Annotated in this window: 20 protein-coding genes; 4 read left to right on the forward strand and 16 right to left on the reverse strand. The window is 71.7% G+C overall.

All coding sequences use genetic code 11. The features are described 5' to 3' along the window. Positions 1-2: 2 nt before the first annotated feature. Together rpsP and AC4IHM_RS08745 are read right to left on the reverse strand one after the other, a co-directional pair. The gene (gene rpsP / locus AC4IHM_RS08740; RefSeq protein ID WP_490866505.1) at positions 3-422 is read right to left on the reverse strand and encodes a 30S ribosomal protein S16; all 420 of its coding nucleotides are present in this window, start codon (positions 420-422) and stop codon (positions 3-5) included. A gap of 210 nt (positions 423-632) precedes the next feature. Further along, complete coding sequence (locus AC4IHM_RS08745) at positions 633-1,229, reverse strand: hypothetical protein (protein ID WP_490866506.1); 597 nt, start codon at positions 1,227-1,229, stop codon at positions 633-635. Between the two features lie 662 nt (positions 1,230-1,891). Between AC4IHM_RS08745 and AC4IHM_RS08750 the strand changes: the two genes are divergently transcribed. Continuing rightward, positions 1,892-2,785, forward strand: a complete 894-nt coding sequence (locus tag AC4IHM_RS08750; protein ID WP_490866507.1) for a class I SAM-dependent methyltransferase — start codon at positions 1,892-1,894, stop codon at positions 2,783-2,785. A gap of 81 nt (positions 2,786-2,866) precedes the next feature. On the opposite strand, the gene ffh is transcribed toward AC4IHM_RS08750, so the two are convergent. The 5 genes from ffh to nsdA form a co-directional block, all read right to left on the reverse strand. Continuing rightward, on the reverse strand, positions 2,867-4,417 hold the full coding sequence (gene ffh / locus AC4IHM_RS08755) for a signal recognition particle protein (protein ID WP_490866508.1): 1,551 nt from the start codon (positions 4,415-4,417) through the stop codon (positions 2,867-2,869). Between the two features lie 135 nt (positions 4,418-4,552). Beyond that, positions 4,553-7,006, reverse strand: a complete 2,454-nt coding sequence (locus AC4IHM_RS08760; RefSeq protein ID WP_490866509.1) for a [protein-PII] uridylyltransferase — start codon at positions 7,004-7,006, stop codon at positions 4,553-4,555. 109 nt (positions 7,007-7,115) lie between these two features. Beyond that, entirely contained in the window at positions 7,116-7,454 is a 339-nt protein-coding gene (locus AC4IHM_RS08765; RefSeq protein WP_490866510.1) for a P-II family nitrogen regulator, read from the reverse strand. Next, complete coding sequence (locus AC4IHM_RS08770; protein WP_490866511.1) at positions 7,451-8,794, reverse strand: ammonium transporter; 1,344 nt, start codon at positions 8,792-8,794, stop codon at positions 7,451-7,453. The genes AC4IHM_RS08765 and AC4IHM_RS08770 overlap by 4 nt, the downstream gene beginning before the upstream one ends. A 315-nt stretch (positions 8,795-9,109) precedes the next feature. After that, positions 9,110-10,606 carry a transcriptional repressor NsdA gene (gene nsdA, locus AC4IHM_RS08775; protein ID WP_490866512.1) on the reverse strand — a complete coding sequence of 499 codons (1,497 nt, stop codon included), beginning with the start codon at positions 10,604-10,606 and terminating at the stop codon, positions 9,110-9,112. A gap of 445 nt (positions 10,607-11,051) precedes the next feature. Between nsdA and AC4IHM_RS08780 the strand changes: the two genes are divergently transcribed. Beyond that, positions 11,052-11,723: a bifunctional DNA primase/polymerase gene (locus AC4IHM_RS08780; RefSeq protein WP_490866513.1), complete on the forward strand. Its 672-nt coding sequence runs from the start codon at positions 11,052-11,054 to the stop codon at positions 11,721-11,723. A 185-nt stretch (positions 11,724-11,908) separates the two neighbouring features. Here the strand turns inward: AC4IHM_RS08780 and ftsY are convergent, their stop codons facing one another. From ftsY to AC4IHM_RS08800, 4 genes are all read right to left on the reverse strand, one after another. Beyond that, complete coding sequence (gene ftsY, locus AC4IHM_RS08785; RefSeq protein ID WP_490866514.1) at positions 11,909-13,123, reverse strand: signal recognition particle-docking protein FtsY; 1,215 nt, start codon at positions 13,121-13,123, stop codon at positions 11,909-11,911. 150 nt (positions 13,124-13,273) lie between these two features. After that, on the reverse strand, positions 13,274-14,503 hold the full coding sequence (locus AC4IHM_RS08790) for a beta-ketoacyl-[acyl-carrier-protein] synthase family protein (RefSeq protein WP_490866515.1): 1,230 nt from the start codon (positions 14,501-14,503) through the stop codon (positions 13,274-13,276). Further along, positions 14,500-14,772, reverse strand: coding sequence for an acyl carrier protein (locus tag AC4IHM_RS08795; RefSeq protein ID WP_490866516.1), 273 nt, complete (start codon positions 14,770-14,772; stop codon positions 14,500-14,502). The genes AC4IHM_RS08790 and AC4IHM_RS08795 overlap by 4 nt, the downstream gene beginning before the upstream one ends. A 73-nt stretch (positions 14,773-14,845) precedes the next feature. After that, positions 14,846-15,790 (reverse strand): alpha/beta fold hydrolase, encoded by a 945-nt coding sequence (locus AC4IHM_RS08800; protein ID WP_490866517.1) that lies wholly within the window; start codon positions 15,788-15,790, stop codon positions 14,846-14,848. Positions 15,791-16,197: 407 nt separating this feature from the next. On the opposite strand from AC4IHM_RS08800, the gene AC4IHM_RS08805 reads away from it, so the two are divergent. Continuing rightward, on the forward strand, positions 16,198-17,130 hold the full coding sequence (locus tag AC4IHM_RS08805; RefSeq protein ID WP_490866518.1) for an acyl-ACP desaturase: 933 nt from the start codon (positions 16,198-16,200) through the stop codon (positions 17,128-17,130). A gap of 16 nt (positions 17,131-17,146) precedes the next feature. Here the strand turns inward: AC4IHM_RS08805 and AC4IHM_RS08810 are convergent, their stop codons facing one another. The 4 genes from AC4IHM_RS08810 to AC4IHM_RS08825 are packed head-to-tail and all read right to left on the reverse strand — an operon-like array spanning position 17,147 to position 20,871. Beyond that, positions 17,147-17,956, reverse strand: a complete 810-nt coding sequence (locus AC4IHM_RS08810) for an acyl-ACP desaturase (protein ID WP_490866519.1) — start codon at positions 17,954-17,956, stop codon at positions 17,147-17,149. Further along, the gene (locus AC4IHM_RS08815; RefSeq protein WP_490866520.1) at positions 17,953-18,216 is read right to left on the reverse strand and encodes an acyl carrier protein; all 264 of its coding nucleotides are present in this window, start codon (positions 18,214-18,216) and stop codon (positions 17,953-17,955) included. Before AC4IHM_RS08815 ends, AC4IHM_RS08810 begins: the two co-directional genes overlap by 4 nt. After that, on the reverse strand, positions 18,213-19,892 hold the full coding sequence (locus tag AC4IHM_RS08820) for an AMP-binding protein (RefSeq protein WP_490866521.1): 1,680 nt from the start codon (positions 19,890-19,892) through the stop codon (positions 18,213-18,215). Before AC4IHM_RS08820 ends, AC4IHM_RS08815 begins: the two co-directional genes overlap by 4 nt. A 58-nt stretch (positions 19,893-19,950) precedes the next feature. Beyond that, positions 19,951-20,871 (reverse strand): 3-oxoacyl-ACP synthase III family protein, encoded by a 921-nt coding sequence (locus AC4IHM_RS08825; protein ID WP_490866522.1) that lies wholly within the window; start codon positions 20,869-20,871, stop codon positions 19,951-19,953. A gap of 283 nt (positions 20,872-21,154) precedes the next feature. On the opposite strand from AC4IHM_RS08825, the gene AC4IHM_RS08830 reads away from it, so the two are divergent. Next, positions 21,155-22,381, forward strand: coding sequence for an IS110 family RNA-guided transposase (locus tag AC4IHM_RS08830; RefSeq protein ID WP_490866523.1), 1,227 nt, complete (start codon positions 21,155-21,157; stop codon positions 22,379-22,381). Between the two features lie 192 nt (positions 22,382-22,573). On the opposite strand, the gene AC4IHM_RS08835 is transcribed toward AC4IHM_RS08830, so the two are convergent. Continuing rightward, positions 22,574-23,992: a sugar porter family MFS transporter gene (locus tag AC4IHM_RS08835; RefSeq protein ID WP_490866524.1), complete on the reverse strand. Its 1,419-nt coding sequence runs from the start codon at positions 23,990-23,992 to the stop codon at positions 22,574-22,576. Between the last annotated feature and the right edge of the window lie 21 nt (positions 23,993-24,013).

Genomic DNA, 24,013 nt, shown 5'->3' on the forward strand with positions numbered 1-24,013 from the left:
GCTCAGGCCTCGGTCGACTCGGACGCAGCGGCAGCCTCGTCCTTCTTGTCGGCCTTCTTCTTCTGGGTGATCGCCTCACCCTTGCCCTCGTCGTCGCCGCCGAGCGCCTCGAAGGACGGACGGGCCGACTTCTCGGCCGGCTGGAGCAGCGGCGCCGGGGCGGGCTCGCCCTTGAACTTCTGCCAGTCGCCGGTCTTCTTCAGGATGGCGAGCACGGGCTCGGTCGGCTGGGCGCCGACCCGGAGCCAGTACGCGACACGCTCGGCGTCGACCTCCATCACCGACGGGTTGTACGTCGGGTGGTACTTGCCGATCTCCTCGATGGCCCGGCCGTCACGGCGGGTACGGGAGTCGGCGACGACGATGCGGTAGTGAGGCGAACGGATCTTGCCCAGACGCTTCAGCTTGATCTTGACTGCCACGGGAGTGGGTTCTCCTGGTTTTGACGTGATTGGGCACGGCGAGAGAGCCGCGTGGGGTTGCGGTACCCGAGTGCCCGATGGACGCGTCAGCCGGAGGAGAGAGGGGTCCTGTGCGACTGTCGAGTACAGCTAGCCATTGTGCCACACGCGGGCAGGCCCTCCGGACCGAGGGCACTGCGCCGGATCCGGCTGCCACGAGCAGCCGGATCCTCAGCCCGCCGCCGCGCCGACCACCTCCGGGATGCGGAACGGCTTCCCGCAGCCGCCGCACATGATCGGGGCCTGGGCCAGCACGGACGGGACGACCCGCACATTGCGCCCGCAGTCGCAGACCGCTTTGACGCGCACCCCTCCCCCGGAGGAGCCGTGGCGGGCGGCCGGGCCGCGGAAGCTGCGGGCCGAGTCGGTCGCGGTGGCCGCGGTGTGGGCCTTCAGCGCGCGCTGGAGGCGTTCGGTCGTCGGGCGGTAGCGGCGCTTGGCCTCGGGGCTGAGCGTGACCAGCGAGAAGCCGCTGCTGGGATGCGGCTCGTCGGGGTGGTCGAGACCCAGTTCCTCGGCGATCGCGAGGAATCGACGGTTGTGGTAGCGCCCCGCGCGGGAGGTGTCGCGTACTCCGCGCGCGGCGGCGATGCCGTGGACTGCCTCATGGAGCAGTCGCTCGAAGGAGAGTTCGTGTCCGCAGGCGGACGACGACTCTCCGATCAGGGATTCGGGCGCGGCAAGATCCGGCAGCTCGGGGTGGTACCGCTGAATGTCGGCCCACGCCTGCGCCAGCTCTGCGGCGAGAACAGGTGGTGTCGTGCTCACGTAATGAGAACGAGCCGGAGTGCCGCTGTGTTCCTATTCCGGGGCATCCCAAATAATTTGCACGTACCAGTCAGTTTCCGCTGATGCGTCATGACGAGGGCGGGTGCGCTGATCTGCGGAGAAGCCTCACAGCTCGTACCAAGCTGGTGCGTAGTCCGACGTACGCGCCGGCGCGCAACCGCCGTCCGTGCGCCGGGGTGGTGGGACTCGCGGGCGCGCAAGAGGCGTTTCGGTCGCTGTCGCGCCGGGGGAGGCACCCTCCGAGGGGCGCGTCGACGGACGTGACGTTACCGGGTGCGCCTCGGATGTACGGCACCACCCCGCCCTCCGCCGGTTTCCGGCGCCGCGGGGCGGTCGGCGGGCCCGCCGACCTTGGCCGAAACGGCCTCGCCCGCGCCGCGGCCACCCGCTGTCATCGCCCAGCGGCGCGATCAGGCCAACCACCCGAAGGGGAGCCGCCCGGGGTACCGCGCGGTCAGGCCCACGTTGCCGGGAAGTGAAATCTCGCCACGAAGGCGCGGATCGGGCAAACCGCCCGCCGCTACCACTGGACGCCACGGCAAGCCCGGAGTTACCTGGCATACGGGGGGAGTGCGAGCGCACTGCACGGGGGCCATGGAATCGGGCACAGCGGCAACACTCGGCGATTGGGGCGCTTTCCTATGACACCTACGCTCGTGCGGCGACACCCGTCCCACGCTGGGGCGAAGCCCCGGGTGGACCTGCGGGCACGCGCGCGTGACTGGTCCGAGATTCAGGAGCGGATGCTCGTACCGCTCTACGAGGCCGTCTACGAGCGACTGGACGTGGGCGACGGAACCCGTGTGCTGGGGCTGGGCTGCGGTTCCGGGCTGGCCCTGCTGATGGCGGCCTCGCGCGGCGCCGCGGTGACCGGTGTCGACTCCCGGTCGCCGGAACTCCTGGCCCAGGCGCGCCGGCGCCTGCTTCCGGAGACACCCGAAGCACCCGGCCCCCTCGACGCACACGGGACGTGGGGCCCACGCGCGCGTGCGGGCGCCCGGATCGTCGAGGGCACTCCCGAGCAGGTCCGGGACCCGTCGCGGCCGGCGTTCACCCTGGTGACCGCCTTCGAGCCCGTGGGGTGCCTCGCGGGCGACGCGGAAGGGCTGGGCGAGCTGCTCGGCCGGGCGACGCCGCTCGCCGGGCACGGCGCGGCCGTGGTGCTGGCCGGGTGGGGCCCGCCGGAGCGGTGCGCCACGACATCGGTACTGCGGGTCGCCGCACGGCTCGCGGATCCGCTGCGCGGCACGGGCGGCTGGCGCCCCGCCCTCCGGGACGACCTGGAGGAGGTCGCCCAGCGGGCCGGGCTCAGGCCGGACGGCTCGGGGCGGGTGGCGTGCCCGTTCGGGTACGCCGACGGCGGCAGCGCGGTGCGCGGTCTGCTGTCGACCGGGCTGTTCGACGCGGCGATCGCCGCGACCGACCAGGAGCAGGTCGACAAGGAGCTGTCGGAGGCGCTGCATCCGTACCGGCGGCCGGACGGGACCGTGTGGATGCCGAACGTCTTCCGCTATCTGATAGCCCGGATTCCCTGACGACCGGTTCCGCCGGCACGACGTGGCGGCGGAAGGCCGATGTCGTTGCCGAGGCGGAGGCCGGGTCGGCGGGTCGGCGGGTCAGCCCATGAACTTCTTGAACTCGTCCGGCAGCTCGAAGTCCTGGCCGCCCTGCTGCGGCAGCCCGAAGGCACCCCCGCCCTGCGCGGCGGCGGCACGCCGGGCGGCCTCCTCCTGCTCCTGCTGCTTGCGCTTCATCGGGTTGCCGGAGCGCTGCTTGCCCTTGGCCTTCTTCTGCTGCTTCTTCTGCCGGCCGGGCCCGCCGCCCATGCCCGGGACACCCGGCATACCGGGCATGCCGCCGCCCTGAGCCATGCGGGACATCATCTTGCGGGCTTCCATGAACCGCTCGATTAGGTTCTTCACGGCGCTGACATCGACGCCGGAGCCCTTGGCGATACGGGCGCGGCGCGAGCCGTTGATGATCGTCGGCTCCTGGCGCTCGCCCGGGGTCATCGACTTGATGATGGCGGCCGTGCGGTCGACGTCGCGCTCGTCGAGGTTGTTGATCTGGTCCTTCATCTGGGCCATGCCCGGAAGCATGCCGAGCAGCTTGCTGATGCTGCCCATCTTCCGGACCTGCTCCATCTGGGCCAGGAAGTCGTCCAGGGTGAAGTCCTGGCCCTTCTTGGACGCCAGCTTGGAGGCCATTTTCTCGGCCTCTTCCTGACTGAACGTCTTCTCCGCCTGCTCGATCAGGGTGAGCAGGTCACCCATGTCGAGGATGCGGGAGGCCATCCGGTCCGGGTGGAAGGCGTCGAAGTCCTCCAACTTCTCGCCGTTCGACGCGAACATGATCGGCTTGCCGGTCACCGAGGCGATCGACAGGGCCGCACCGCCGCGGGCGTCGCCGTCGAGCTTGGACAGCACCACGCCGTCGAAGCCGACGCCGTCGCGGAAGGACTCGGCGGTGTTGACGGCGTCCTGGCCGATCATCGCGTCGACGACGAACAGGATCTCGTCCGGGTGGACGGCGTCCCTGATGTCCGCGGCCTGCCGCATCAGCTCCTGGTCGATGCCCAGGCGGCCGGCGGTGTCGACGATGACCAGGTCGTGGACCTTGGCCTGGGCGAACTCGATGGAGTCCTTGGCGACCTTGACCGGGTCGCCCACGCCGTTGCCCGGCTCGGGCGCGTAGACCGCGACGCCGGCGCGCTCGGCGACGACGCTGAGCTGATTGACGGCGTTGGGGCGCTGGAGGTCGCAGGCCACGAGCAGCGGCGAGTGGCCCTGCTCCTTGAGCCAGCGGCCCAGCTTGCCCGCGAGGGTGGTCTTGCCCGCGCCCTGCAGACCGGCCAGCATGATCACGGTCGGCGGCTGCTTGGCGAAGCGCAGGCGGCGGGTCTCGCCGCCGAGGATGCCGACCAGCTCCTCGTTGACGATCTTGAGGACCTGCTGGGCGGGATTCAGCGCCTTGGAGACCTCGGCGCCGAGGGAGCGCTCCTTGACCTTCTTGATGAAGGCGCGCACGACGGGCAGCGCCACGTCGGCCTCGAGCAGCGCGATGCGGATCTCGCGGGCCGTGGCGTCGATGTCCGCCTCGGACAGCCGCCCTTTGCCCCGGAGGGATTTAAAGGTGGCTGACAGGCGGTCGGAGAGAGTATCGAACACGGCGGCGTAGGTCCTCGCGTCGGCGTTGGTGTGGGTCGCCCTCCAGGGTATCCGGCCCGGCAAGCAAATCGTCCCTGCCCGCCGGAGAGAGCGGACGGGGAGCGCGTCCGGCAAACGGACCAGGCGACCACGAGGTCACGCCTGCAGCGACTCCTCCAGCTCCCGGGCCACGGACGCCGCCTCGTCGCCCGGCAGCGGCGCACCCTCGCCCCGCGTGACATAGAAGGCGTCCACCGCGTTCGACCCCAGCGTCGACACGTGCGCGCTCCGCACCCGTACCCCCGCCGCCTCCAGTGCCCGCCCGAGCCGGAACAGCAGGCCCGGCGCGTCCTGGGCGCGTACCTCGATCACCGTGGCCAGCCGGGAGGCGGCCGGGGCGACCGTCACGCGCGCGGGGGGTGCGGTCACGCCCCGGCGCCGGGGGTGGGCGGCGTCCCGCTCCGCGAGCCGGGCGGCGATGTCGAGGGTGCCGTCCAGGGCCCTGACCAGGTCGGCGCGGAGCCGGGCCGCCTGCGGCAGGGAGCCGTACTCGGCGGCGACCCGCCAGTCCAGGAGCAGGACGGAGCCCTCGACGCCGTCGGGCAGCGGGAGGGAGCGCAGCTCGGCGGTGCGCACGGTGAGGCGGTGCATGGCCAGGACCCCGGCGACCGCCGGGAGCACGCCCGCCTGGTCGGGTACGGCGATCAGCAGTTCCACGCCGAGCGGCTCGGGTCCGTCGGCGGCCGGCGCCGGTTCGGCCGGCGGCTCGGTCTGGGCGCGCAGGGCCAGCACGGGCCCGCCGGTGCGGAAGGCCTCGACGGCGAGCCGCTCCTGCTCGGCGGTGGGCACGGCGGCCTCGGGTTCCTCCGGCTCGTCCCCCGCCAGCACCGCCGAGACCCGTTTGACCAGGTCGGCGACGAGGGAGCCGCGCCAGGACGACCAGGCGGCCGGCCCGGTGGCCAGCGCGTCCGCCTCGGTCAGGGCGTGCAGCAGCTCCAGGGTGTGCTCGGTGCCGACCGCCTCGGCGACCCCGCGCACGGTGGCCGGGTCGTCGAGGTCGCGCCGGGTGGCGGTCTCGACGAGCAGCAGATGGTGACGGACGAGGGTGGCGAGGACGGCCGCGTCCGCGCGGTCGAAGCCGATCCGGGCGGCCACGTCCCGGGCGATGGTCTCACCGGCCACGGAGTGGTCGCCGGGCCAGCCCTTGCCGATGTCGTGCAGGAGCGCGGCGACCAGAAGCAGGTCGGGGCGGTGCACACGGCGGGTGAACCCGGAGGCGCGGACGGCGGTCTCGATCAGGTGCCGGTCGACGGTCCACAGGTGCACGGCGTTGCGCTGCGGGCGGCAGCGCACCCGCTCCCAGTCGGGCAGCAGCCGGGTGACCAGGCCCTCGGCCTCCAGCGCCTCCCAGACCTGCACCGTGGGCCGGCCCGAGCCCAGCAGCGTCACCAGTTGCTCACGGGCCTCGGCGGGCCAGGGTGTGGTCAGGGGGCCCGTGGAGGCCGCCAGGCGCCGTACGGCGTACAGGGAGAGCGGGAGCCCGGCCTGTGCGGCGGCGGCCGCGGCACGCAGGGGGAGCACGGGGTCGCGTTCGGGGCGCGCGGCGCGGGCGAGCACCACCTCGCCGTCCTGCTCGACGACGCCCTCGGCCAGCGGCGAGCGCTCGGCGACCGGTTTCGCGCCGCCGCCCAGCATGGCGCGCAGCCTCGGCCGCACGGACCGCGAGCGCAGGACGCGCCCCACCTCGCGCCAGGTGACGTCGCCCGCGTACGAGATGACGCGGGCCGCCTCGTACACCTGCCGCAGCAGGGTGTCGGCGTCCAGCAGGCCCAGCTCGGCCGCCACCTGGTCCTGCTCCTGCAACGCCAGCCGGTCGGTCGCCCGGCCGGTCGCGAGGTGGAGCGCGTCGCGTACGTCGAGCAGTCGGCGCCGGGCGTCGGCGAGGCCCTCGCGCGGGGCGTCGGCCAGCCAGGAGGCGGCGACGGCGCGCAGGACGGTGGCGTCGCGCAGGCCGCCGCGGGCCTCCTTGAGGTCGGGTTCCAGCAGGAACTGCAGCTCGCCCTGGCGTTCGGCGCGCTCGGCACACAGTTCACGCAGTTCGGGGAGGCGTTTGGGGGCCTGGTTGCGCCAGTCGGCCAGGACGGCGGTGCGCAGTGAGGCGGTCAGGCCGAGGTCTCCGGCGAGGTGGCGGGCGTCCAGGAGGCCGAGTTGGACCTTGAGATCCTCGCCCGCGGTCTTCCGTGCCTGGCCCGGTGTGCGTACGGAGTGGTCGAGGTCGAGACCGAGGTCCCAGACGGGGTACCAGATCCGGTCGGCGAGGGCGGCGACGGCCCGGTCGTCGTTGCCGTCGTGCAGCAGGAGGAGGTCCAGGTCGCTGCGCGGGGACAGCTCGCCGCGTCCGTAGCCGCCGACCGCGACGAGCGACACGCCTCGCAGCCCTGCGGCGCCCGCATCGAAGAGGCCGGCCAGCCAGTCGTCCGTCAGCCGGGCGAGGGCCGCACGGCGCGGCGGCCCGGACCGCACCCCCTCGGTGAGGAGGCGCAGCCGGGCCGCCGCGTAGCCGCCGGGTCCCGAGTCCTCTGTTTCTTTCGTCACGTCCGTACTCGTCACCCGGCGACTCCGTTCCGTTCTTCTGCCTCGGAGGCGCCGAAGGCCTCCGGAGGCTTCAAGCTGCCCCGACGCCGAGTGGGCGTCGGGGCGGCTCTGCCTCGGCCTTGTCTCAGAGCGCGTCGGGACCGCGCTCGCCGGTCCGGACCCGTACGGCCGTGTCGACCGGGACCGACCAGACCTTGCCGTCGCCGATCTTGCCGGTGCGGGCCGCCTTGACCACGACATCGATCAGCTGATCGGCCTCGTCGTCCTCGACCAGGACCTCGATGCGGATCTTGGGCACCAGGTCGACGGTGTACTCGGCGCCGCGGTAGACCTCGGTGTGGCCGCGCTGACGGCCGTAGCCGCTGGCTTCGGTGACGGTGAGGCCGTGGACTCCGAAGGCCTGGAGGGCCTCCTTGATCTCGTCGAGCCGGTGTGGCTTGACCACGGCGGTGATGAGCTTCATGCGTCCACCTTCTTACTCTCGGCCTGGCCGGCCGGAGGGGTCGGAGTGGCGGTCGTCCGGGCGGCACCGCCGCCGGCGCCGCTGAAGTCGTATGCGGTCTCGGCGTGCTCGACCTGGTCGATGCCGGCCACTTCCTCGTCCTCCGGTACCCGCATGCCGATCGTCTTGTCCAGCAGGAAGGCGAGGACCGCGGAGACGACCAGGGAGTAGGCGAGGACCCCGAAGACACCGGCGCACTGCTTCCAGAACTGGTCGAGACCGCCGCCGTAGAAGAGGCCCTCAACGTCGGACTGGCCCTTGCCGGTGGCGAGGAAGCCGATGAGCAGGGAGCCGATGATGCCGCCGACGAGGTGGACGCCGACCACGTCGAGGGAGTCGTCGTAGCCGAACCGGTACTTCAGGCCGACCGCCATGGCGCACAGCACACCGGCGATGACACCGACGGCGATCGCGCCGAGCGGGGAGACGGCGCCGCCGGCCGGGGTGATGGCGACCAGGCCGGAGACGGCACCGGAGGCCGCGCCCAGCGTGGTGAAGGCGCCGTGCCTGATCTTCTCGTAGGCGAGCCAGCCGAGGACGGCGGCACCGGTGGCGACCTGCGTGTTGACGAACATCAGCGCGCCGACGCCGTCGTCGTTGCCGAGCCAGGAGCCGGCGTTGAAGCCGAACCAGCCGAACCACAGCAGCGCGGCACCGAGCATGACCAGCGGCAGGCTGTGCGGGCGCATCGGGTCCTTCTTGAAGCCGATGCGCTTGCCGATGACCAGGATCACGCCGAGCGCGGCGGCACCGGCGTTGATGTGCACGGCCGTACCGCCGGCGAAGTCGATCACGCCGAGTTCGGCGGCCCAGCCGCCGGAGCCCCAGACCCAGTGGGCGACCGGGAAGTAGACAATCGTGACCCACAGGGCGATGAACAGGCCCCAGGCCGTGAACTTCACCCGGTCCGCGAGGGCGCCGCTGATCAGGGCGGGGGTGAGCACCGCGAACATCAGCTGGAACACCGCGAAGACGAAGATCGGGATCGTGGTGCCGTCCCACAGCTCGGTCAGGCCGATGTCGCTGAGCCCGACCCAGTCGGAGGTCCAGCCGATGACACCTCCGGAGTCGGTGCCGAAGGCCAGGGAGAAGCCGTACAGCACCCACAGGATGGTGACGATGCCGAGGCTGATGAAGCTCATCATCAGCATGTTCAGGGTGCTTTTGACGCGGACCATGCCTCCGTAGAAGAAGGCCAGGCCCGGCGTCATGAGCATCACCAGGGCGGAGCAGATGAGCATGAAGCCTGTGTTGGCGGCAGAGAGCTCCGTCTCTGCGGCAAGCGTGATGGCTGGAGCCATCGGCGTCTCCTCGTCGTTGTACGGCCCCGTGCGGGCGAAGCCTGGGCGGGACTGAGGGGTGGGCCGGTTATGCGCCATGAGATTGGCGCAGCGCCGTTTCGGTGGACGCCCCTCGTTGTTTCACCGCCGTGACGAAGGTGCCGCGTGTGTTACGCGTCGATGAACTGCCGGATGCGGCGCCGGGCGGTCGTTGTCATGGTGCGACGGCCCGGCCGGGAGCACAAACCGGCCGCGGCGGGCCTCCGAATGACCTGGCATGGGGGAGCCGAGTCGGGCAGTTCGGGAGGGCCGGCCGCGGCCGGGGCTGGTGGGGTTTCAGACCGCCTCGGCGGTCTCCGGCAACTCGACGGCGAGCCGTTCCGTGAGGTCGACGACCTGGCCGAGGTCGCCGAAATCGCGTACGGCCGTGTCTACGGTCTTGCGGATGCGGGTGTTGACGCGTTCGGAGCGAACCTTCTTGGCGATCTTCATGGCGTCGACGGCCAGCACCGTGCTCTCCTCGGGCTCGCGGCGCAGCAGGTGCACGGTGGCCATGCCGATCAGGTTCAGCGCAAAGGAGCGCTGGTGCTCGTCGTCGTCGGTGAACAGTTCCACGGCGCGGCGCATCAGGGGGTCGGCGAGGGAGGCGTAGGTGGGGCTGCGGCCGGCCACGTAGGCGAGATCGCGGAAGGAGTGGGCATTCTCCCCGTACAGCTCGGCCTCGGAGAAGAAGCGGATCCAGTCGGGGTCCGGCTCGTCCCACTCGTCGGTCTCGGCGAAGGTGTCCTCGGCCATGCGCACCGCACGCTTGCAGCGGCCGGGCTGCCCCATGTTGGCGTAGGCGCGGGCCTCCATCGCGTACAGCATCGACTGGGTGCGGGGGCTCGCGCAGTCCCGGCTGCCGTACTGCGCGAGGTGGATCAGCTCCAGGGCGTCGTCGGGCCGGCCGAGGTGGATCATCTGGCGGCTCATGCTGGACAGGACGTACGAGCCGAGCGGCCGGTCGCCCGCTTCCTTGGCGGCGTGCAGGGCGAGCACGAAGTACTTCTGCGCGGTGGGCTGGAGTCCCACGTCGTACGACATCCAGCCGGCCAGCTCGGCGAGTTCGGCGGCGACCTTGAACAGCTTGGCGCGGCAGGGATCGGTCTGGGGTTCCTGGAGCAGGTCGGTCACCTCGTGCAGCTGGCCGACCACCGCCTTGCGGCGCAGACCGCCGCCGCACTGGGCGTCCCAGCGGCGGAACATGACGGCGGTGGACTCGAGCAGTTCCAGCTCCGGCCTGGACAGGCGGCCACGCGCGCGTGTGGCGGGTGGGGCCTCGCGTCCGGCGGACGGGGTGGCCGAGGGCGAGGGGACGAGCCAGCGCTGCATGGGCTCGATGAGGGAGGGACCCGCGGAGAGCGCCAGCGAGCTTCCGAGGAAGCCGCGCCGCGCGAGCATCAGGTCGCTGCGCGAGAACTCGCTGAGCAGGGCCACGGTCTGCGGGCCGGTCCAGGGCAGGTCGACGCCGGTCGCGGAGGGCGTCGGGCGGGTGGAGCGCAGGCCCAGGTCCTCGACGGAGACGACGACGCCGAAGCGCTCGGAGAACAGCTCGGACAGGATCCGCGGAATCGGCTCGCGCGGATTCTCGCCGTCGAGCCAGCGGCGTACGCGTGAGGTGTCGGTGGAGATGTGGTTGGCGCCCAACTGCCGTGCCCGGCGGTTGACCTGGCGGGCCAGCTCGCCCTTGGACCAGCCGCTGCGGGCGAACCACGAGGTGAGCAGCTCGTTGGGGCGCTTGTCAGCGGGCGACGCGCTGCCCGCGCTCGTACCGCTTCCGCCGTTGCCGCTCACTGGAACGCCCCCATCCCTGAAACCACCTGTCGCCGAGTGCGGCAAGCCCTACCAGAATGCCGGTGATCGCGGTCTTCCGTCCGGCGGTTGCCACCCTTGGAACGGGAGACCGGGTTGCCTCCGGCATACCCGAAAGTGCATGTGCCCCTCGGCTCCGTGCACACAAAGTAGTCCCACGATCACTCGTCCAGCCATGGCGATTGCAGAATCGCCACCATTCGCCACCCCTTCGAATGAACTGACGACGACCGGTACGCGATTCACTTGACACGCTCCAACCGGGCCTCGGCGCAACGGTGTACGCCGGGGCGTGGATGGCCGGGCGCACCACCCGGAGTGCTTCCGGACGCTGTCTGAAACGCGCCGGACCGGGGAGTGGGAAACAGAGAGTCACGTTTCACGTCCGCTGCGTAACCGTCGCCGGGCCGGACCCGTTGGAGGGGGTATGGGCTTCACGATCGGCATCGGCGGCAGTCGGGGCATCCGCGAGATCCGCTCCGGCGCGCGTCGCCGCGGCCGCGCCTCGGAGTGCACCGTCGTGGCCGAGTTCACCGGCCTGTGGGGCTGGGACGTGGTGCCGGGTGCCCGTGCGTCCGCGGGGGCCTGCTCGTGCGGCCGGTCCGACTGCCCGGCGCCGGGCGCGCATCCGCTGGACTTCGCGCCCGAGGTGCCCGCCGGGGCGACCCTGGGCGAGGCGAGCGCGGCCTGGGGCCGGTTCCCCGGCGCCGCGGTGATGCTGCCGGTCGGGCGGACCTTCGACGTGATCGAGGTGGCCGAGCCCGCCGGGCTGCGGGCACTGGCCCGGCTGGAGCGCATGGGCCTCCCGCTCGGCCCGGTCGCGGCCACCCCGCAGGGCCGCGCCCACTTCTTCGTCGCCCCGGGCGCCGCCGCCCAACTGCCCAGGCTGCTCTACCGCATGGGCTGGGACGACCCGTCCGCCCTCGACCTGCGCGGCCTCGGCCCCGGTACGCATGTCACGGCTCCGCCCTCCGACCGTGGCGGCCTGGGCCCGGTGCGCTGGCTGCGCCCGCCGGCCCTCGACTCGGCGACCAGGCCACCGGCGGCCCGGCTCCTGCTGGGGACGCTGGCGTACGTGGCCCATCGGTCACGGGCGTAGACGCCGGGCGCGGGCACAGGTCTCCTTCGCAAGCCTGAACGCACCGGACCCCCGTCCGCCAAGAGCGGCGGGCGCCCCTCCCCCGGACACACGGCGAAGCGCCCGTCCCCGTTGACGGGGAGCGGGCGCTTCCTCGCGCGTGTGCACGCGGGCCGGTTGGGAGCACCGGATTCCGGCAGGCGGTGTCACTCGCCGATGAGGGCATCCACGAACGCCGCGGGTTCGAACGGCGCCAGGTCGTCCGGGCCCTCGCCGAGTCCGATCAGCTTGACCGGCACCCCCAGCTCGCGCTGCACGGCGATCACGATGCCGCCCTTGGCCGTGCCGTCCAGCTTGGTGAGCACGATGCCGCTGACGTCGACGACCTCGGCGAAGACCCGGGCCTGGATCAGCCCGTTCTGGCCGGTGGTGGCGTCGAGCACGAGCAGCACCTCGTCCAGCGGCGCGTGCTTCTCCACCACGCGCTTGACCTTGCCCAGCTCGTCCATGAGGCCGGTCTTGGTGTGCAGGCGGCCGGCGGTGTCGATGAGCACAACGTCCGAGCCCAGCTCCTTGCCCTCCTTGACCGCGTCGAAGGCGACGGAGGCCGGGTCGCCGCCCTCCGGCCCGCGCACGGTGTGCGCACCGACCCGCTCGCCCCAGGTCTGCAACTGGTCGGCGGCGGCGGCGCGGAAGGTGTCGGCGGCGCCGAGGACGACGCTGCGGCCGTCGGCGACCAGGACGCGGGCGAGCTTGCCGGTGGTGGTGGTCTTGCCGGTGCCGTTGACCCCGACGACCATCACGATGCCGGGCTTGCCCGCGGCGGGCTCGGTCTTGACCTCGCGGTCCATGTCGGGGCCGACCAGGGTGATCAGCTCCTCGCGCAGCAGGGTGCGCAGTTCTTCGGGCGTGCGGGTGCCGAGCACCTTCACGCGCTCACGGAGCCGCTCGACCAGCTCCTGGGTGGGCCGCACGCCGACATCGGCGGTGAGCAGCGTGTCCTCGATCTCCTCCCAGGTGTCCTCGTCGAGGTGTTCCCGGGAGAGCAGGACGAGCAGGCCCTTGCCGAGGGCGTTCTGCGAGCGGGAGAGGCGGGTACGGAGCCGGACCAGACGGCCGGCGGTGGGCTCGGGAACCTCGATCCGGGGGATCTCGAGTTCTTCGACGACGGGCGGTTCCTCGACGGTCGCGGGAGCGGCGCCGCCGTCCGGGAGGTCGACCTCCTCGATCGTCCGGCGCGTTTCGTCGCGCGGCGTCTCGGCCTCGTCGCCGACGTGCGGCTCGGCCGGAGGGGCGGTGATGTCGGGTGTGGCGGGTGGCGGCGGAGGCAGTTGCCTCTTGCGGCGGGTGCCCACGACCAGCCCGCCGAGCGCGCCGATCACGACCACGGCGATGACTACAGCAAGGATGACGATTTCCATAACGCGTCCAGTATCAGCCATGGGCCCCGGGCACACCCTCCTTGTCGCTTCCTCCAAGGGACAAAGACCCCTGGAGGGGAGGAGCCGGAGCAGAGCGCGGGCCCGTGAGGGCCGGTCAGCGGCGTGGTCCGCGCGACCGGTCCCACGGTCCTACGGGCGGGTGAGTGCGAGGACGACGTTGTGTCCGCCGAAGCCGAAGGAGTGGCTGACGGCGGCGCGTACGTCCTGGTGGCGGGGTTCCTTGAGGACGCAGTCGAGGTCGAACTCGGGGGCCGGCGCCGACAGATTGGCGATCGGTGGGACGCGGCGGTGCTGAAGGGTCAGCACGGTCAGCGCGGCTTCGATCCCCCCGGCCGCGCCGAGGGTGTGGCCCAGGACGCCCTTGGACGCGGTCACGCTGGGCCGGTGCGGCAGGGCGCGGGCGACGAGGGCCGCCTCGGCGCCGTCGTTGAGGCGGGTGGAGGTGCCGTGCGCGTTGACGTGGTCAACGTCGTGCGGATCGAGGCCGGCCTCGGCGAGCGCGGTACGCAGGGCACTCTCGGCTCCCGGTGAGTCCGGGTGCGGTGCCACGGGATGGTGGGCGTCGGAGGTGCTGCCGCATCCCGCGAGCAGGGCGCGGGGCGGCTTGCCGCGGGCGCGGGCGTCGGCGGCGCGTTCCAGGATCAGGACGCCGGCTCCCTCGCCGATGACGAAGCCGTCGCGGTCCGCGGCGAACGGACGGGAGGCCTCGGCGGGTGCGTCCACGCGTGTGGAGAGGGCGCCCATACGCCAGAACCCGGCGGTGGACAGGCGGCCGACGGCGGCTTCGACACCGCCGGCCACCGCCACGTCGCACAGGTCCGCGGCGAGCAGATCGCGGGCGAGTGCGATGGCGGTCGCTCCGGAGGCACAGGCGGTGGCCGGGGCGATACTCGCGCCCCGGGCCCGCAGATCGATGGAGACCTCGCCGGCACCGAGATTGGGAATGATCATGGGGATGGCGAGCGGCGAGAGGGCCTCGGGACCGCGTTGTTCGAGACGGCCCGCCTGTTCCTCCCATTTCTCCGCGCCGCCCACGCCGCACCCGAGCACCGTGGCGACGCGGGCACCGTCCCAGCCGGCCGGGTCGAGACCGGCGTCCCGGACTGCTTCCCTGGCGGCGAGGACGGCGAGCCTCGCCGCCCGCCCCATGCGCCACGAGCGGCGGCCGATCCGCTGGTCCAGCGTCTCGTCCGGGACGGGAATCCGGCAGGAGAAGTCGACGGGCAGGCCGGCGAGGGCGGGATCGCGGGCCGCGGTGCCGTCTCCCGAGCACACGGCTTCCCATGTCGCCTCCACCCCCGCTCCGCCGGGCGTGACCAGCCCGAGGCCGGTGACGGCGACGGGGCGGCGCGGGGTCACGCGGTGGCCGCCGGCTCGGAGCCCGGGGTGCCGGCCCGGGAACGCAGGGTGTCGAGGTGGTCCGTGATCTGGGCGAGGGTGGTGGCGCGGGTGGCGTGCTCGTCGCTGATCAGCACGTCCAGGCGTTCCTGGAGGAGGAGCGCGAATTCGGCGAGGGCGAGGGAGTCCAGTTCGAGTTGTTCGAGGGTGGACTCGGGGTGGATCTCGTCGTCGGGGATCCGGAAGGTCGTCGTCAGCACGGAGCGGATCACGTCGTAGGTGTCGGACATGGGCAGGTGGGTCTCCTTCTCGGCGCTGGAAAGGAAGTTCGCGGCGGCGTCCTGGCAGCCCCCGGGCGGATGGTCAGTGCTGTTCCGGCGACAGCAGGAAGTCGCGGATGTCCTGGCCGAGCGGGTCCGCCGCGTCCTCCATGACGTAGTGGCCGGCGCGGGCGTAGCGACGTACCCGCGCGTGGGGTGCCCGGCGCTCCCACTCCGCCAGGACGAGCGGTGTGAACACCGGGTCGCGCATGCCCCATCCGACGAAAAGCGGCAGGCCGGACAGGTCGCTCCCGTCGCCGTCCGGTTCGAGGAGGCGCCAGGTCTCCTCCTCGTCGTCGCGCGGGATGCTGCGGATCAGTTCCACGACCGCGCGCCGGTCGCCCCTGCGGGCCAGCGGCAGCAGATACGCCCGGCGCTCGGCCCGGCGGAGCGCCTGTACGACCCCGGCCCGCACGGCGGCCCGGGGGAAGAGGTTGGTCGCGTGCGCCAGGGCGGCGAGGGGGCGGTGGTCCCGCATCCAGCGCAGGTACACCGGCAGCCGGTAGCCGGGGGGCCAGCGGAAGCAGAGGGTGTTGAGAGCCACCACGCGGGCCGCCAGGCCCGGCCTGCGCCGCGCCCACGCCATGCCCAGTGGGCCGCCCCAGTCGTGCAGCACCAGGGTCCAGCCGGTACGGGGCACGCCCCGGTCGGCGGTCAGGTGCTCGAACAGTTCGTCCAGGTAGGACAGTTGCAGCAGATGCCGGTCGACGGAGGCCGCCGGGAGCGGCGGGCGCGGGGACAGCCCCAGGCCCGGCAGGTCGGGGGCGATGCAGCGGAAGTCCGGTGACAGGCGGGAGATCAGGTGGCGCCACTGGTAACTCCACGACGGATTGCCGTGCAGCAGCAGGACGGGAGGGCCGGTTCCGCTGTCGAGATAGTGCTGGCCCGTCGCCGGGACGCGCCGCCACCGGTCGGCCGCCGGATAGCCGGGCAGTCGCTCGGCCGGTGGCGCGGGCGGAGTGGGGGCGTTCACCACGGCGGCGCTCACGCGTGCGCGACGGGAGTGAGGGGCGTGGGAGAACAGGCCGCCGGGCGCATGCGGGGCGTTGGGGGCATGGCGCCACCGTAGCGGGCGGCCGACGCACGGTGATCACCGAAATATCCCCGGGTGCGGGAACTTCACCCGGGTGGGCGAGATGGAACGGCCCGATGGCGTCGGATTGGGCAGTGAACCGCCTTGTCCATGCGCCGACTTCTCGGCTTCGCGCGTCAACATCGCCGTATGGGCCCTTTGTTCGCCCGCTCTCCCGCTTGTCACACTTACGGGCTCTCGGTGGCCGCCCGGCGTGCTGTGCGGAATGCGGTCGCGGGGTGCGTGAGCATGGCCGGTGACCGGTTCGTCTCTGCCGGCGGGTGGGTGGTGTCGCCGCACTCCCGGCTTCATCGGGAGGCTTTGTGCACACCACCGAGGTACGCCGCGAGGACATCGGACTGCTCACGGAACTGGAGCCGGTCGTGGCGCGCGCTCTGGACTCCCATTTCCAGGGCGCCGACGACTGGTATCCGCACCGGTTCATTCCCTGGGCGAGGGGGAGGGACTACGACGGATTCCTCGAAGGTGAGCCCTGGGACCCAGAGGACGGCGCGATGAATCCGGCCGTCCGGGACGCGATGCTGCACAATCTGCTGAGCGAGGACAACCTGCCCAGCTACCACAGGGTGATCGCCGAGTTGTTCGGCCGGGACGGCGCCTGGGGCACCTGGGTCAACCGGTGGACGGTGGAGGAGGACCGCCACGGGACGGCGATCCGGGACTATCTGATCGTCACGCGGGCGGCCGATCCGGTCGCCATGGAGGACGCGCGCCGGCTCCACATGCAGACCGGATACGACAGCGACTACCGCGGCAACGTCCTGGCCGGCCTGGTGTATGTGACCTTGCAGGAACTGGCCACACGGATCTCCTACCGGAACATCAAGCGCATCTGCGGCGAACCGGTGTGCGAGGCCCTGCTCAGAAGGATCGCGCAGGACGAGAACCGGCACATGCTGTTCTACCGCCGGGTCCTCGAAGCGGCCATGGAGCTTCAGCCGGAGCGGACCGTGCGGGCGCTGGAGTCCGTGGTGGCGACCTTCCGGTCACCCGCGCACGGTGCGCCCGACTTCCCCCGGCTGTCGATGTCGATGGCCCGCTCCGGCATCTACTCCCCGGTCACCCACCACGAGGAGGTACTCGCCCCGGTCATGCGTCATCTGCGGGTCTTCGACCGGACCGGCCTCGACGCCGAGGGGGAGGCGGCACGGGACCGGCTCGCGGTACTGCTCCGGGCGTCCGAGACCCGGGCCCGGAGGTTCGCCGGCCACGTGGGCTCCGGGCCGCGGGCGTAGTGTCCCGCGACGCCGCTCAGGCGGGTGCCGGGCGGCCGGCCGCCTGGGCGCCTGCCGCGGCGGAGTAGAGGTCGTGCCGGGTGAGGCCGAGCGCGCCGAGCGAGGGCAGCACGACCTCCGTGACGAAGGCGCCGTTGCCGAAGCCCGACGTGCGTACGGTCTCGCGCTCCCGGCGGTCGGGCAGCAGCTCGTGGGCGGGCATGCGGAACGTCCGTACCACGTGGGCCAGGTCCTTGAGCGTGCCGGCGCGGTCCTCGTCGAGGTGCATGGTCAGGATCCGCTGGTAGAAGCGGCAGTGGGCCATCTCGTCCCGGCCGATCAGCCGGTAGACCTCGGCGAGGACCGGGTCGCCGGCCAGGAGGGCGCGCTCACGCTGCTTGCGGTAGCTGACGAAGGTCGTCAGCTCCTGGAAGGCCGAGTACACGACCATCTGCCGGGGCGCCTGGTACGGCGGCTCCCAACGGCGTGCCATGACCGCGTCGGTGAAGTCCCGCACCTGGGCCTCGGTGCGCTGCCCGGTGCGCAGCAGGTACTCGCGCAGGGCGAGGGCGTGTTTGGCCTCCTCGTAGCCCCAGTTCGCGGAGAACCAGGCCTGGCCGTAGTCGCCGACCAGCAGGGACAGATGGGCCCGCAGATAGTCGGGGAGGAACATCTCGATGCCGCAGAACGTCTCGGCCGCGAGCGCCAGGCCGGGATCTCCCGGAACCTCGGGCAGCCGGTCCCAGGGCACGTCGTCGAACAGGCTCCAGCGGCGGGTCCGCTCGGCCCGCTCGAAGAAGGTCATGAACTCGCGGTGGAACGCCTCACGCAGCGCGGCGGAGGTCATCGTGCGGCCTCGCTGTGGACCGGCGGACGGGCCTGTCCGAGCATGTCGCACAGGTCCCCGACGGTCTCCACGCTGCCCAGGGCCTCGTCCGGGACACGCAGGCCCAGCTCGGTCTCGGCGATCACGATCATTTCGAGGAGCTGGACGGAGTCCACGCCCAGCGCGCGGATGTCCAAGTCCCTGCGCAGTTCCCCGGGGTCGCGATCGGTCACCCGCTGGTAGGCCTGGTGGAGAACCTGGAGGATGTCGGACGGTGTCATGCGGTGCTCCTTGGCCGGTCGGTGTTCTCGGACCGCAGGTCTCCGAGGAGATAGCTGCGGCGCGTCTCCTGGCGCCGGGGTTTGCCCGACGTGGTCTTCGCGAGCGTTCCCGGGCGCACGGCGACAACGTCCGCGACACTCAGCCCGAGGCGCAGCGACACGGTCTCCCGGACGGCGGGGCCGATCCGTTCGCCGTGCGTCGGCCGGCATTCGGCGATCACGACGACTTCCTCGGTGTCCGCGCCCGGTCTCGTGAAGGCGACCGCTCCCCCGGCGCGCACGCCGTCCACCGTCTCGGCGGCCCATTCCACGCGCTGCGGATCGATGTTGCGGCCCTGGACGATCAGGGTGTCCTTCAGCCGGCCCGTCGGGTGGAGGGCGCCGTCGGCCAGGTAGCCGCGGTCGCCGGTGCGCAGCCAGCCGTCGCCGGCGAAGGGACCCGGTCCGGCCTCCGCCTCGTCGGCGTACCCGCCGCACACGGAGGGGCCGCGGACCCAGATCTCCCCCACCCGCCGGTCGGCGCACGGCAGTCCGGCGCCGTCGACCACGCGTGCCTCGTGGCCCGGGAAGGGCGGGCCGCAGCCCACGGCCTCCACGGCCTCCTCGTCGTCGCCGCAGGGGACGGCCAGGTCCTCGTCCCTCAGCCGGGCCCATGAGACCCGGTCGGGACCGAGGGCGGTGCCCCGCGGGGCGATGGACACCGCGAGCGTCGACTCGGCCAGTCCGTAGCACGGGCGCAGTGCCGCCGGGTCGAGCCCTGCCGTGCCGTGGGCCTCGGCGAAACGCCGCAGGGTGCGGGCGCTGATGGGCTCGCCGCCGCACAGCAGTGTGTGCGCCGAGGACAGGTCGAGGCCGTCGAGCCGGTCGCCGCCGGTGCGCCGGGTGGCGAGCGCGTAGGCGAAGTTGGGGGCTCCGGTGATCGTCCCCCGTACGTCGGAGAGGGTGCGCATCCAGATGCCGGGATCGCGTACGAACAGCCGTGTGGAGAGCAGCGTGACCGGTACGCCCAGGGTCAGCGGGGCGAGCACGAAGCCGACCAGGCCCATGTCGTGGTGGAGCGGCAGCCAGCTCACTCCGTGGTCGTGGCGCGGGTCAGCGGCCAGCCCGTGCCGCATGATGGCCACGCCGTTGGCGGTCACGGACCCGGCCGTGGCCGCGACCGCCCGGGGCCGGCCGGTGCTGCCGCTGCTGAACTGCAGATAGGCGATCCGCTCGGGCCGGTAGGCGGCCGGTGCCGACGGGTCCGTGGCACGGACGGTTTCCAGGTGCTCGTAGGAGACGTGAGGGGCCGGTGTCGCGGGCACCAGGGCGAAGGCCGCCCGCTCGGCGACGACGAGGTCCGGCCGGGCCGCCGAGAGGGATTCGCCGATGCCCTCGCTCCACACGCCGCGGCGTCCCAGGACCGGTGGCGGTGGGAGCGGCACCGGGATCATCCCGGCCCAGACGGCGCCGAGGAAGGCGGGGACGAACCGTCCGGGGCTGTCGGCCAGCAGCGCGACGCGCCCGCCGGGCCGGGCGCCGCACTCGGCCAGTCCTCGTGCGCGGTCCCGCACTTCCCTCAGCAGCTCCGCCCGCGAGAGTTCCCGGGTGTGTCCGTCGCGGTCCAGGTACCGGTGGGCGGGGGTGTCGTCCCCTTCGTAGGTCTCCAGGACCGAGCAGATCCAGTGTTCGCGCACTAGGGAGCACCACCCTGTCCGCGACGCCCCGCTCGCGTCGCCGTGGAGGAGGGACCGTTCACCACTGGCACAGGGCGAGGCCGCAGCTGGTGCCGCTGGCCAGCCCGAACAGCGCGACCAGGTCACCGCGGTCGAGCCTTCCGGCGTCCTGCGCCTCGGCCAACTGGAGCGGCAGGCAGCCGGTGCCGACGTTGCCGTACCGGGGAAAGACCGGGACGAGCTGTTCCTGGGTGATGCCCACCACCTCGCAGACCGTACGGGTGAAGGGCGCCGACGCCTGGTGGACGCAGACCAGGTCGGCGTCCCCGATCTTGTGGCCCAGCTCGTCCAGCTTCCGTGCCCCCTCGACCGCGAAGCCCCGGCACGAGCGCACCAGGGCCTCGGAGTCGATACGCGGGCAGCGCGGCCTGTCGTCGTCGGCGAAGTAGGGATTGATCATGGTCGCGGAACTCCACCCGGCCGAGTCGGCGAGGAACTGCATGCCGAGCAGACCGGGTTGGTCGGACGCCCGCATGAGCAGGGCGGCGCCGATGTCGCCGCCGGTGTAGGCGGGCAGGGCGAGCGCGAGTTCACCGCGGTCGGCCACCTGGAGTCGCATCAGGCGGCTGGGCAGCTCACCCGTGACGATCAGTACGGTGGTGTGCTCGCCGGTCCGGATCAACGCGTCGGCGAGCTGCATGGCGTTCAGCACGCCGTTGCAGGCGTTCTTCACGTCGAAGACCGGGGCCGTCACGGCGAGCTTGTACGCGACGACGTGGGAGGTCGCGGGCTCCTCCAGGTCCTCGCTGACGCCCGCGAAGATCAGGAGATCGACCTCCGCGGGCGTCAGACCGGCCTGCCGCAACGCCGTTTCGCCCGCGGCGGCGGCGAGATCGGAAGGCAGGCTTCCGGGCGGGGCGACTCGGCGTTCCTCAAGGCCGTAAAGGCGTTCCAGGACGCCTTCGACAATCGTCAGACGGGGATTGGTGGCGCGCACCATTTCCTCGACTTCGGCCGCCGTCTGGCGCTGTTGAGGATGATGAACGGAAACACTGGTGATGCGACTGAAGCGGGAAATGCTTCCTTACCTTCTTTCTTGGGTCAGTCCTGGTCATTCGTAAGATCGGGGCACCCAGAGGTGTCGGGTATGGCTGTCATGCTTCAGCCGCTCGTGGCTCAGGAGGATTGGCCGCCCGGCACCCCGCGACGACTCGGCCGCTAATTGGGATGCGCGAGGCAGATCGCTGTGTAAGGACACGTCGGCGAGGTCGTCTGCTGGGACCATGTACGACACGTCGACGGAGGCTCACGTGCCCGAGATCTGGGCCGGTACGGATGCAGGTAAGGCCCATCACCACTGCGTGGTGATCGACTCCGAGGGGCGACGGCTGCTGTCGCGCCGGGTGGCCAACGACGAGGCCGAGCTGCTTCAGCTCATCGGCGATGTCCTGGACCTCAGCGAGGAGGTCACCTGGGCCATCGACCTGAACGCGGGCGGTGCCGCCCTGCTGATCGCGCTGTTGGTCAACCACGGTCAGCGGCTGCTCTACATCCCTGGCCGCACGGTCCACCACGCTTCCGGCTCCTACCGGGGTGACGGGAAGACCGATGCCAAGGACGCCTTCGTCATTGCCGACCAGGCCCGCATGCGCCGGGATCTGCACCCGCTGCAGACCGGCGACGAGGTCGCTGTCGACCTGCGGATCTTGACCGCCCGCCGCTACGACCTGGCCGCCGACCGCACCCGCGCGGTCAACCGGCTGCGCGCTCAACTGCTGGAGTACTTCCCCGCCTTGGAGCGGGCCTTCGACTACAGCAGGTCCAAGGCGGGACTCCTGCTCTTGACCGGCTGCCAGACGCCGGCCGCCCTTCGACGGACCGGCAAGAGCCGCCTGGCGACCTGGCTGAAGAACCGCAAGATCCGTGGGGCCGAGGGCGTCGCCGCCACGGCCATGGAAGCCGCCGAGGCCCAGTACACAGTCGTCCCCGGAGAGGAGCTGGCTGCCGCGATGGTGGTCAAGCTGGCGAGGGAGGTGATGGCCCTCGATGAGGAGATCGCCGAGACCGACCGGCTCATCGAGGGCCGGTTTCGCGAGCACCGCCACGCCGAAGTGATCACCAGCCTGCCCGGCATCGGTCCCCTCCTGGGTGCCGAGTTCATCGCGCTCACCGGCGGCGACATGGACGCCTTCGGCACCCCCGACCGCCTCGCCGGCGTCGCCGGCCTGGCTCCCGTGCCCAAGGACTCCGGACGCGTCAGCGGCAATCTGCACCGGCCTCGCCGCTACAGCCGGCGTCTGCTGCGGGTGTTCTACCTCTCGGCCCAGGTCGCCGCCCGCTGCTGCCCGGTTTCCAAGACGTTCTACGACCGCAAGAGGGCGGAAGGCAAAGGCCACAAGCAGGCCATTCTCGCCCTCGCCCGACGGCGCCTGAACGTGCTGTGGGCCCTTATACGTGACGGCCGGACGTTCATGGTGACCGCGCCTGAGCCCGAAGCCGCAGCGGCGTGACAGGCTCACAGCGAGTCACCAACTCCGCTTGACAACGTCATTGGGAATCCTCCTGGTGCACAGACCGTGTACACACCGACCGGCGCTTCCCTGGACTCCGCGCCTTTCACGGGTTGATCGGTTCGCGCAGCAGAATGCCATGAGACCGAGGGGCGACGGCGTGAGCCACTCCGACGACATCGCACCGGGAAGTCAGCCCATCTCCTCCAGGGCCTTTCCCTTCGTCTCCTTCACGAACTTGAGAACGAAGGGAATGGAGAGCGCGGCGAAGATCGTGTAAATCACATAGGTGCCGGAGAGGTTCCAGTCGGCCAGCGACGGGAAGCTCGCGGTGATGGCCCAGTTGGCGGTCCACTGCGCGGCGGCGGCCACGCCCAGTGCGGCGGCGCGGATCCGGTTCGGGAACATCTCGCCGAGGAAGACCCAGACGATCACACCCCACGACAGGGCGAAGAAGAGGACGAACATGTGGGCGGCGATCAGGGCGACCCAGCCCTGGGCGGCCGGGAGCTTGCCGTCGACCAGGTCGAAGGAGAAGGCCCAGGCCTCCAGCGACAGGCCGACCACCATGCCGACCGAGCCGATGAGGGCGAGCGGCTTGCGGCCGATGCGGTCCACGAAGATCATCGCGATCACGGTGCCGACGATGTTGATGATCAACGTCGTGAACGAGTAGAAGAAGGAGTCCGTCGGGTCGACGCCGACCGACTGCCACAGCGTCGCGGAGTAGTAGAACGCGACGTTGATGCCGACGAACTGCTGGAAGGCGGACAGGCCGATACCGACCCAGACGATCGGCTTGAAGAAGAAGCTGCCGCCGAGCAGGTCCTTGAAGGAGGACTTCTCCTCGCTGTGCATCGCGTGCTCGATCTCGGCGATGCGGGCGTCGAAGTCCACGTCCTTGCCCTCGACCTCTTCGAGGATCTGCTTGGCGCGCTCGTGCCTGCCGACGGAGACGAGGAAGCGCGGGGACTCCGGGATGACGAAGGACAGCAGGCCGTAGAGGACGGCCGGGACGACCATGACGCCGAGCATGATCTGCCAGGCCTCCAGGCCCAGCAGCCGACCGCGCTGGTCGCCGCCCGCGGCGTTCAGCAGACCGTAGTTCACCAACTGCGACACGGCGATGCCCACGACGATCGCGGCCTGCTGGAAGGAGCCGAGCCGGCCTCGGTAGGCGGGCGGTGAGACCTCGGCGATGTAGGCGGGGCCGATCACCGAGGCCATGCCGATGGCGAAGCCGCCGAACACGCGCCACATGGCGAGGTCCCACAGGGCGAAGGGCAGCGCGGAACCGACGGCGCTGACGGTGAAGAGGGCGGCGGCGATCCGCATGCAGTAGATGCGGCCGATGCGGTCGGCGATGCGGCCCGCGGTCGCGGCGCCGATCGCGCAGCCGATCAGCGCGACGGCGATGACCTGGGCCAGCACCGCGGAGCCAACGTCGTAGCGGTGCCGGATGGCCTCGACGGCGCCGTTGACCACAGAACTGTCGTAGCCGAACAGGAAGCCGCCCATCGCGGCCGCCGCCGCGATGAAGACGACGTACCCGAGATGATCGGGGCGGGCCGTCCTGGCTTCTGAACCGGGTGCCTGCGGTGTGCTGGCCACGTGTACTCCTCGGGCTGCCGG

It is taken from the genome of Streptomyces sp. SL06, from assembly GCF_058244745.1.

Excerpts from the sequence above, each read along its gene's own strand:
- AC4IHM_RS08765 (WP_490866510.1), bottom strand. The coding sequence starts at position 7,454 with ATGAAGCTCATCACCGCCGTGGTCAAGCCACACCGGCTCGACGAGATC.
- AC4IHM_RS08750 (WP_490866507.1), top strand. The coding sequence starts at position 1,892 with ATGACACCTACGCTCGTGCGGCGACACCCGTCCCACGCTGGGGCGAAG.
- ftsY (WP_490866514.1), bottom strand. The coding sequence starts at position 13,123 with ATGGAAATCGTCATCCTTGCTGTAGTCATCGCCGTGGTCGTGATCGGC.
- AC4IHM_RS08770 (WP_490866511.1), bottom strand. The coding sequence starts at position 8,794 with ATGGCTCCAGCCATCACGCTTGCCGCAGAGACGGAGCTCTCTGCCGCC.
- AC4IHM_RS08810 (WP_490866519.1), bottom strand. The coding sequence starts at position 17,956 with ATGACCTCCGCCGCGCTGCGTGAGGCGTTCCACCGCGAGTTCATGACC.
- AC4IHM_RS08830 (WP_490866523.1), top strand. The coding sequence starts at position 21,155 with ATGTACGACACGTCGACGGAGGCTCACGTGCCCGAGATCTGGGCCGGT.
- AC4IHM_RS08825 (WP_490866522.1), bottom strand. The coding sequence starts at position 20,871 with ATGGTGCGCGCCACCAATCCCCGTCTGACGATTGTCGAAGGCGTCCTG.
- AC4IHM_RS08780 (WP_490866513.1), top strand. The coding sequence starts at position 11,052 with ATGGGCTTCACGATCGGCATCGGCGGCAGTCGGGGCATCCGCGAGATC.
- AC4IHM_RS08795 (WP_490866516.1), bottom strand. The coding sequence starts at position 14,772 with ATGTCCGACACCTACGACGTGATCCGCTCCGTGCTGACGACGACCTTC.
- AC4IHM_RS08815 (WP_490866520.1), bottom strand. The coding sequence starts at position 18,216 with ATGACACCGTCCGACATCCTCCAGGTTCTCCACCAGGCCTACCAGCGG.